This window comes from Roseibium sp. (assembly GCF_025698965.1).
GTDB lineage: Bacteria > Pseudomonadota > Alphaproteobacteria > Rhizobiales > Stappiaceae > Roseibium.
In genome coordinates this window covers 1-4,568 of record NZ_JAILWL010000503.1, presented here as the reverse complement: position 1 = coordinate 4,568, position 4,568 = coordinate 1, and the positions used below count along the sequence as shown (strand labels likewise).

At 53.9% G+C, this 4,568-nt stretch carries 3 protein-coding genes; 1 reads left to right on the top strand and 2 read right to left on the bottom strand.

All coding sequences use genetic code 11. The features are described 5' to 3' along the window. Positions 1-976: DNA topoisomerase (locus tag K5905_RS28130; RefSeq protein WP_297590556.1), on the bottom strand; the 976-nt coding region annotated here is incomplete at its 3' end. Positions 977-1,430: 454 nt separating this feature from the next. Here K5905_RS28130 and K5905_RS28125 point away from each other — a divergent pair. After that, on the top strand, positions 1,431-3,491 hold the full coding sequence (locus tag K5905_RS28125; protein WP_297590553.1) for a methyl-accepting chemotaxis protein: 2,061 nt from the start codon (positions 1,431-1,433) through the stop codon (positions 3,489-3,491). A gap of 61 nt (positions 3,492-3,552) precedes the next feature. Here K5905_RS28125 and dprA read toward each other — a convergent pair. Next, positions 3,553-4,568, bottom strand: a 1,016-nt coding sequence (dprA, locus tag K5905_RS28120; RefSeq protein WP_297590551.1) for a DNA-processing protein DprA, incomplete at its 5' end; no start/stop codon positions are given.

The window sequence follows — 4,568 nt, the reverse complement described above, 5'->3', positions numbered from 1 at the left end:
CCTGACCGATCACCGAGCGTGCGGCTGCGATAGCTTCGCCGGCAATCTGCACACCGTCTGTACGCATGTAAGTGATCAGGCCGGACGTTTCTCCACCGATGGAGATACCCTCATAAAGCTTCTGCGCCACCTGCATGGTGCGTGACGCCGCGAACCCGAGTTTGCGAGATGCCTCCTGTTGAAGCGTGGAAGTGGTGAAGGGAGCAGCCGGGTTCCGTTTCGCCGGTTTCGAGGCCACACTGTCGACCTTGAAGCTGGCGCTCTCAAGCATGGTCTTTATAGCCGAGGCTTCTGCCTCGTTATTGATATCCAGGCGACCGATCTTCTTGCCGTCAAATCCGGTCAATCCGGCCTGAAACATGTCACCGGCAGGCGTTTTCATGTTTGCCAGGATTGACCAGTATTCCTGTGCCTGGAATGTTTCGATCTCCATCTCCCGGTCGCAGATCAGGCGCAAGGCGACAGACTGAACGCGTCCTGCCGACCGTGCACCTGGTAACTTGCGCCAAAGCACAGGAGAAAGCGTGAAACCGACGAGGTAATCCAGGGCGCGTCGCGCCAGATAGGCATCTACCAGCGGCGTGTCCAGTTGACGCGGATTATCCATCGCTTCCAGGATCGCCTTCTTGGTGATCGCGTTGAAAACCACGCGCTCGACTTGCTTGTCTTTCAAGACCCGCTTTTTTTGCAGCACTTCCAGAACGTGCCAGGAAATAGCTTCGCCCTCGCGGTCGGGGTCGGTCGCGAGAATAAGGCGATCGGCTCCTTTCACCGCATTGGCTATTTCCGTCAGACGCTTCTGTGACTTGCTGTCCACTTGCCAGCTCATGGCAAAATTGTCGTCCGGCTGCACTGAGCCATCCTTCGGCGGCAAGTCTCTCACATGACCATACGAGGCCAGAACCGTATAATCGGAGCCGAGATATTTGTTGATCGTCTTGGCTTTCGCCGGCGATTCCACAATGACGACGTTCATTCTTACCCAAATAATTTTGCCGGATACGGGAAGTCCGCCCGGTAGAGAAGGTGATTTATTGCGCGCAGACGATCACGGATCAAATGCCGACTGTCAAATGGACCTTTGTGCGTCTGCGGTCAAGTGACCCTTTGAAACTTGCAGTTATCCACGGCGTGTGGAAATGCCGGGCAATGATTGTTTGGTTCTAAGACAGGTTGCAAATTTTAAGAAAGAAAGGGCGAAAAAAGGCGTATTCGAAGAATTCGAGTGCATTTGTTTTGATATTTGTCGCTTTGGTTTAAGATTGGTTGCAACTTATAATAGAGCTACAAGTTTAGAAGATGTGTGTCATAGGTATGATCATGATTTGGCTAGTATTTCTTAAGAATTGTAATTCAATTTGAAGATGCTGATGCGGACTTTTGGTTCGAAAATTAGAATTATCGGGCTCTAGAATTTGGGGGGGAGTTACATGAAACTCACCGTGGGGAAAAAAATAGGCATTCCATTGCTGGGATTGCTCGTTCTTGTCGGGGTCGTTGCGCTTGGTGTTCAGGTGATCAACAACAAAGTCAGCAATCATGCAACGCAGGTCAAAGATGTTGCTGTACCGACTGCGATTCTCACTCTTTCAATGCTGGACCGTTTGAATTCCATGAATTCCAGCGTGCTGGAATATGTCAGCGGTGAAGAAGGCAAACGTGCGAACTTCGAAGAAAAATTCCAGGAATTTCAATCTTTACTGACTGAATACAGGAACATTGTCGGGGGCGAAGATCCCAGTGCTCAACTTCTGGACGGCAGCATCACGACTTATCGGGATCGTGCAATTGTCGAGGTCTTCGACCAATTCGATCCGGTGAGTGAACGTTCGGCTCAGACTGCGACCAATGAGTTGAGTACGGTTGGATTGGAACTGGAAAAAATTCTCAACAACCTGAAGTCTCAGGAAATTGGCGGTGCTTCCTTTGCGATTGATCTCGATGAAGTTCTCAACGAGCGCCTGCCGAGCATTCAATATTTTCTCGAAATGGTCGATGAGGGTGGGGACATGATCTCCTCCTTGAACGCTCACATGCGCGGGGATGTGAATGCCGCAACCGATTTCGATCGTTACTCGAAAACCTTTGGCGGCTTCCTCGGTCTCTTCGAAATGCTGAACACCGATGAAAAGGAACAGGAGCAGCTGGCTCAGGTGGATGTACTTTACAAACAGCTGGACGATGGGGGGCGTGCAATTATTGAAATGTACAATCCTGACGACAAGCTTCAGGCAATTGCCTCCATCAACCTGTTGCAGCAGGAGTTGATCACTGTCCTGGAGGACGAAATCAATTTGCTGTCCGATCAGGCTATCGCAACCGAAAATCATGCTTTGAACGCGTTGGTGGAGAGCATTTCTCTTTCGCGCAACGCACTTTGGGGTTTGCTGATCCTGTCTCTAGCGACGGGTGCCGGAATTTCATTCATGGTGAACCGCAGCGTGACGAACCCGCTCAAGGCGCTCAATCAGGTCATGAGCCGTCTGTCGCAGGGCGACCTGACCGTCGAGATCGCAAAGGCACGCCGTACGGACGAAATCGGAGACATGATCAAGGCCGTTCATGTTTTCAAGGACAATGCTGTCGAAGTTGAAAACATGCAGCAGGCGAACCGGGAAGCAGATGAGCGTATCCGGTTGGAAAAAGCACAGGTAATGGAGAAGCTTGCGCAGGACTTTGAGCAAGGCGTCGGCATCATCGTTGAGCAGGTCTCGCAGTCTTCCACGGAGATGACGCACACTGCCAGTTCATTATCCAACACGGCAGAGCAGTCTCGCGTGCAGGCGGCTGGTGTTTCCGGATCCGCGCAGCAGGCATCCAACAACGTTCAGACCGTTGCGTCGGCCGCTGAGGAGCTCCACGCTTCGATCCAGCAGATCACCAGTCAGGTCAACGAACAGTCGAACAAGACGATGGAAGCTTCAACGGTGACCAAACAGAGCCGGGACCGCATGCAGGAACTGTCCGGCAAGGTCGCAAATATCGGCGAGGTCTTGAACCTGATCACCGGGATTGCCGAACAGACCAACCTGCTGGCCCTGAACGCCACGATCGAGGCGGCACGTGCAGGCGAAGCCGGTAAGGGGTTCGCGGTTGTTGCAGCCGAGGTCAAAAGCCTGGCGAACCAGACGTCTAAAGCCACCGAGGACATTGCTGTGCAGATCAATGCAATTCAGCAGGACACAAACGGAACCATGAATTCGATCGAGGCAATCGCGACCGAGATTGAGACTGTTGCGGAAATCGCAGGTTCGATCGCCGCAGCGGTTGAGCAGCAGAACGCGGCGACCCATGAAATTGCTCAGAGCATCAACCAGGCGGCGTCGGGAACCGACGAGGTGACCTCCACCATCGCAGATCTGACGGAAAGTGCGGACAGCACTGGCGTGGCAGCAGGTGAAATGCTCGGATCAGCTGAAGAGCTTTCGGAAAAAGCAAAGACGCTGAGCGGAATGGTATCGTCCTTCCTGAGCGAAGTTCGGGCAGCGTAATCCGATAGCAAATGCAAATCGCAAGGGCCGCCCATTGAGAGGCGGCTCTTGATTTTGAGGGTCAGCTCATCAGAAGCGAAACCTTCTGCCCGGCGTGTCGTTCCAGGGAGCCGGCGAGCTCCAATTCCAGCAGGACAAGGTGAACGGAGCGTGCGTCGATCCCCAGATACCGGATCAGTTCATCAAGACCAACCGGTGTTGGGCCAAGTGCCGAAATCACCTTGGATCGCAACCCTTCGCTCGCGTCCAGCGGCGCCGTCGGCCCATCGTTGTCGGCTTCCAGAAGGCTTGGCTGAATGGGGAGGGCAGGTGTTAATCGCTCCGCGACGTCTTCCAGAATGTCGTTCGCCGAAGTCACCAGAGCCGCTCCCTGACGGATCAGGCCATTTGCGCCTTCTGACCTTGGGTCGAGAGGCGAGCCGGGAACGGCAAATATGTCCCGGTTCTGTTCGAGGGCGTATCGTGCAGTGTGCAGGGACCCTGACTTCTTTGCGGCCTCTATGATGATGACACCGAGCGAAGTGCCTGAAATCAGTCGATTGCGTCGCGGAAAATCCTTGCCTCGCGGTTTCCAGCCAAGCGGCATTTCGCTGATGACGGAGCTTCCGGTGTCGAGAATGGCAGCAAGCAACCTGTCGTTTTCCGGAGGATAAAGAATGTCTATGCCTCCAGCGAAGACAGCAATGGTTCCGCTTTGCAATGCCGCTTCATGAGCGGCCGTGTCGATCCCGCGTGCCAGGCCTGATGCGATCACGAAGCCATTGGCTCCCAGCTCATTTGCAAACCTTGCCGCCAGCTTTCGTCCGGACAAGGAGGCATTGCGTGCACCGACAATGGCCAGTGACCTGGGGTTTGCGAGTACAGGCCCGCCTTTGACGGACAGCAGTGGAGGTGGGGCGTCGATATGAACCAGATGCGGTGGATAGTCCGCCTCGCCGAGTGCAACAAGTCTGGCTCCCTGGCGTTGATGAGCTTCCAGTTCCCTCTCTGCATCTTCCAATGAACAGATCCGGTAGCTTTTGCGTCCACCCCTCCTGGAAAGTTCAGGCAGAAACTCCAGAGCATTTTCAGGAGAAC